At 64.9% G+C, this 4,620-nt stretch carries 6 protein-coding genes; 2 read left to right on the top strand and 4 right to left on the bottom strand.

The features are described 5' to 3' along the window. The coding region (locus VN047_RS19195; protein WP_325545515.1) for an amidohydrolase family protein at positions 1-1,124 on the top strand (1,124 nt) is incomplete at its 5' end. Positions 1,125-1,134: 10 nt separating this feature from the next. Here the strand turns inward: VN047_RS19195 and VN047_RS19190 are convergent. Beyond that, positions 1,135-1,608: a MarR family transcriptional regulator gene (locus VN047_RS19190; RefSeq protein WP_325545513.1), complete on the bottom strand. Its 474-nt coding sequence runs from the start codon at positions 1,606-1,608 to the stop codon at positions 1,135-1,137. 428 nt (positions 1,609-2,036) lie between these two features. Here VN047_RS19190 and VN047_RS19185 point away from each other — a divergent pair, with 428 nt between their 5' ends. Further along, a complete protein-coding gene (locus VN047_RS19185; RefSeq protein ID WP_325545511.1) occupies positions 2,037-3,362 on the top strand; it encodes a M24 family metallopeptidase in 1,326 nt (441 codons plus the stop codon). A 38-nt stretch (positions 3,363-3,400) separates the two neighbouring features. Here VN047_RS19185 and VN047_RS19180 read toward each other — a convergent pair whose 3' ends face one another. The 3 genes from VN047_RS19180 to VN047_RS19170 all read right to left on the bottom strand — a co-directional run. Continuing rightward, positions 3,401-3,811: a RidA family protein gene (locus VN047_RS19180; RefSeq protein WP_325545509.1), complete on the bottom strand. Its 411-nt coding sequence runs from the start codon at positions 3,809-3,811 to the stop codon at positions 3,401-3,403. Then, positions 3,808-4,215, bottom strand: coding sequence for a thioesterase family protein (locus tag VN047_RS19175; protein WP_325545508.1), 408 nt, complete (start codon positions 4,213-4,215; stop codon positions 3,808-3,810). Before VN047_RS19175 ends, VN047_RS19180 begins: the two co-directional genes overlap by 4 nt. Beyond that, positions 4,215-4,620: acyl-CoA dehydrogenase family protein (locus VN047_RS19170; RefSeq protein WP_325545506.1), on the bottom strand; the 406-nt coding region annotated here is incomplete at its 5' end. The genes VN047_RS19170 and VN047_RS19175, both read right to left, overlap by 1 nt.

Genomic DNA, 4,620 nt, shown 5'->3' with positions numbered 1-4,620 from the left:
GGGCCGGGGCGGCGGGGGCAACCCCGGTGCCGGCCGGGGCCGCGCGAACCATCGACGCGACCGGCCTTTATATCATGCCGGGCCTGATCGACCTCCATATCCATTTCACCCAGCAGCGCTGCCATGACTTCGGCAAATATTCGGACAGTCCGGTGGGCGCCGCGATCCGGGGCGTCGCGCTGGCCGAACAGTTGATCGGCGCCGGCATCACCGCGGCGCGCGACGTCGGTACGGTCGATGATGTCGCGCTGCGTATCAAGGAAGGGGTCGATCGCGGAATCATCCGCGGGCCGCGTGTGCTGTGGAGCGGACGCATCATCGCGACGACCGGCGGCCATGGCGACGAAGTGACCTCGACCGCGACCGGCCGGCAAAAGCCCGGTCTTGGCGGAACCAGCAAGGGTTTCAACGGCCCGTGGGAGTGGCGTACGGCGGTGCGGCAGCAGATCCGCAGTCTTGCCGACTGGATCAAGCTTGGCGCGCCCGCCGACAAGGAGGAAATCGCCGCCGCGATCGACGAGGCGCATTCGCTGGGGGTGCCCGTCGCGATCGACAGCTATGGCAAATATACCGACTGGGCGATCGAGGCGGGGGTCGACACGCTCGAGCATCCATTGCTGATGAGCGACCAGGCGGTGCCGCTGATGAAGAAGCATGGCACGGCTTTCGTGCCCACCATCGGGGCCTTCGACAATCTGCTGACCGGCGGTTATCCGACCGCGGGAATCCCCACCGGCGGTTTCTATCACACCCATTCGCGCCGTTTCGTGATCGATCAGCAGGATCATCTGAAACGCGTCGCCGAAGCCTATCGCGCCGGGGTGCCGATCGGCGTCGGCACCGATATCCCGTTCGAAAACGACGTGCGCTATCCCGACGCCTATTTCCGCGAACTCGATTATCTGAGCGAGGCGGGGATGAGCAACGCCGATGTCCTGGCATCGGCCACGCGCGTCGGGGCAGAGATCATGCGCATGGGCGACAAGCTCGGAACGGTCGAGAAGGGCAAGATCGCCGACCTTTTAATAGTCGGCGCCAATCCGCTCGATTCGTTGAAGAATCTTCGTGACGTCCGCTATGTCGTCGCCGACGGCAAGGTCGTCGTCGACGCCCCGGCGCGCTGAGCAGCCGGGGCTATTCGATCGGAAGCTTGCTGAGGTTGGCGCTGATCTTCTGAAGCGTGCGCAGCAGATGGGCGATGTCGCGATTGCTGACACCGTCCATCGCGCGCGTGAACTGGCGCCCGACGATCGGGGTCAGCTTGCGCAGCGTCTGCTGGCCCGTGGCGGTCAGCGTGACCTCGGTGATCCGGTTGTCCTCCGGATTGGGTTCGGTCGTGACGAGCCCCTGTTCGATCATCCGGTCGATGATCCGGCTGATCGTCGACCGCTTGGTCAGCGCGGCTTCGGCGATCGCGCCGATGCTCGCGGGCTGATGTTCGCGCAGCACCGTCATGACGCGATAGATGGGCTTGGACACACCGTGCTTGTGCAGCACCTTGTCCATATCCTCGTGATATTTGAAATCGGCATGCGCCATCAGGTAGAATGGCGAGTTTTCCAGGCGGAAGGTCGGACTGCTCGGGTCATAATCGCCACGATTTTCCATTTTTTCCTCTGCCCTGCCTGCCGATTTCCCCGTCGACCTTGTGTTCATGTGTTCCTCAAATGTCTTGTTCGATCAAGCCGTTCCGTCAATGCGGGCCGGCGCTGACAGCGAATTAGCCGAAAACATATGTATTTGCACTTAGTTATGGTGATCGAACGTGCGAAAGCCCGGCCCGGCCGATAGACCGGTGTCGGTGATGTTCGTGTGACGGTCCCGATTTCTGCGCCCGGTGTCATGGCATTGATGTTCCTGAACAGACGCTTCCCGGCAAAAGGCCGATGGTGCGCCTGCGCGCAGAAGCCTTGCGGATCACGCCCTCCCTGCTAACATCGGAATCAAACAATATTCGTGTGAATATGAAAATATATTTTTACGCTGGCGGGCGTCGCGGTCTCCGTGAAGGCTCGCGTCGGTTGAAGAGGATGAACATGCGGGCGAATCGACTCGATCGGCTGTTTTTGGGCCTGGCGGTGCTTTCGGCGCTCGCCGCGACGCCGGCACCGGCGCAGGAAGCGAAGCGGCGCTGGGATCAGCTGTGCCAGATACGGACGGAAAAGCTCGATCTGATCCTTCCCCAAGCGATGCGCGAAAATGACATCGACATGTGGATCGTTGCCTCGCGCGAGGGACATGACGATCCCAACGCCGCGATGCTCGGCGGCGGCTATGTCGGCGATGTCGGCTATTATGTCTTCACCGATCGCGGCGGCGAACGGATCGAGCGCGTGGCGATGGGAATCGGCGGCGCGGCGTTCGATCAATGCCCGCTATACGACATGAAGGCCTCGCCGGCGGACCTGGCGCGCCTTGTCGCGGAACGGGCGCCGAAACGCATCGGCATCAATATCGCGACCGAGATCGGCACGGCAGACGGCCTCAGCCACAGCCTGCACGAAACATTGCGCGAGACGCTCGGCCCCGAATTCGCGTCGCGGCTGGTGTCGGCGGAAAAGCTGGTGTCCGATTTCCGGTCGCGGCACACCGCGGCCGAAATCGCCGCCTTTGCCCGCGCGGGCGATTATTCGCGAACGATCGCCGAGCGCGCGCTGTCGAACGAGGTGATCCAGCCCGGCCGGACCACGACCGGCGACGTCGCCTGGTGGATGATGGAAGAATTGCACAGGGAAGGGCTGGGAAACAGCTTCGGCATCCCGAGCATCTATGTGCTCGGCCCCGGCGAACGCGGCCCGACCTCGGGCGACCATGTCATCCAGCCGGGCGACCTGATCACGATGGACTGGGGGGTCAATTACCTGCTTTCCTATACCGACATGAAGCGCATGGCCTATGTGCTGAAGCCGGGCGAGACCGCGCCGCCGCCGGGGGTGCAGCGCGCCTTCGACAAGGCGGCGGAGATCCGGGAGATGATCCTCGACGTGGTGCGTCCCGGCGTCACCGCGGGCGACGCGCTGGCGGCGGTGAATCGCCGCGTCGCCGAAACACCGGGACTCGTGCTGGGGCGTTATGACGATCCGAGCGCCGATACGAAGGTATCGGACGTCGTGATCGGCAGCCATTCGGTCGGCGACTGGGGGCACGGGTCGGGACCGTCGATGGCCGATTTCAACCCGCTGCGCATGACCTATACGCTTCGCCCCGGCAATTTCCTGTCGATCGAGCTGTTTCTCTATACCCCCGTTCCCGAATGGGGCGGGCGCAAGATCAAGATCCCGCTCGAGGACAACGGGGTGGTGACCGGGGGCGGGTTTGAATGGACCAATCCGCCCGCGAGCCGCATCCTGCTGGTGAAATAGGAGAGCGGGGCGCCGGCACGCGCCCCGCGCGTCCTCGCCTAGAGGCCGGGCTCGGCGACGACCGCGATCGTCTCGATCTCGATCTTCGCTGCGGCCTCGACCAGCGCGACCACCTCGACCACCGCCATCGCGGGGAAATTCTTGCCGATCAGGTCGCGATAGGCTTCGCCTATCGCGGGCAGGCTGGCGAGATATTCGTCGCGGCTCGTCACATACCAGGTCATCCGCACGATATGCTCGGGTCCCGCGCCGCCTTCGGCGAGGATGGCGAGCGTGTTGACGAGAATCTGGCGGAACTGCCCCGCAAGGTCGGTCGCGACGAAGCGTTCTTCGGCATCCCAGCCGACGACGCCGGCGGTGAAGACCATGCGGCCGCTCGCGGCGACGCCGTTGGCATAGCCGCGCGGGCGTTTCCAGCCGGGCGGGAGCAGGCTTTGATGGGCAGTCATGATGTGGCTTCCTTGTTGAGGCGTTCGAGCAATTCGGGGGGCCAGGCGCGCGACTGCCCTTCGGCAAGGTCGGTAAGCACCTGGGTGTAGATTACGGTAAAGCGCGGCTCGCCGGCGCAGCCGATATCGACCGCGAGGTCGACCGAACTGCGCCCGACGCGCGTGACGCGGACGGTGAAATCGAGCATGTCGCCAAGCCGGCTCGGCTCGGCGAAGTCAGCGTGCAGGCTGACGGTGGGCAGGCCGAGCCCCATTTCGAGGTGCATCTCGCGGCGGTCGATGCCGAGCACCGCCGCAGTCCAGTCCTCGATCGCCGCGTCGCACAGTTCGAAATAGCGCGGGTAATAGGCGATGCCCGCGGGGTCGCAGTGCGCGAAGCGCAGCGGCAGGCTGGTCCGGAACATCAGGATGCGCTCTGGGCGAGGTGCTGGCGCGCGATGACGACCTTCTGCACTTCCGACGCGCCTTCGTAGATGCGCAGTGCGCGTACCTCGCGGTAGAGCGCCTCGACCGGGGCGCCGACGGTCACGCCGAGCCCGCCGAACATCTGCACCGCCTTGTCGATCACCGCCTGCGCGCTGTCGGTTGCGTGCAGCTTTGCCAGCGCCGCTTCGCGCGTGTTGCGCTCGCCGCGCACGTCGCGCAGCCAGCCGGCGCGATAGATCAGCAGCGCCGACGTATCGACGTCGAGGACCATTTCGGCGAGCTTCGACTGGGTGATCGCATTGTCGGCGAGCGTGCCGGTGCCCAGCTTGCGGACCTTCGCGCGCGCGGTCGCCTCGTCGAGCGCACGGCGCGCGAAGCCGAGC

Origin of the sequence: Sphingopyxis sp. (assembly GCF_035565275.1) — a bacterium.
Lineage (GTDB): Bacteria > Pseudomonadota > Alphaproteobacteria > Sphingomonadales > Sphingomonadaceae > Sphingopyxis.
The sequence above is the reverse complement of the archived record's forward strand: the minus strand, read 5'-3'. Positions and strand labels throughout refer to the sequence as shown.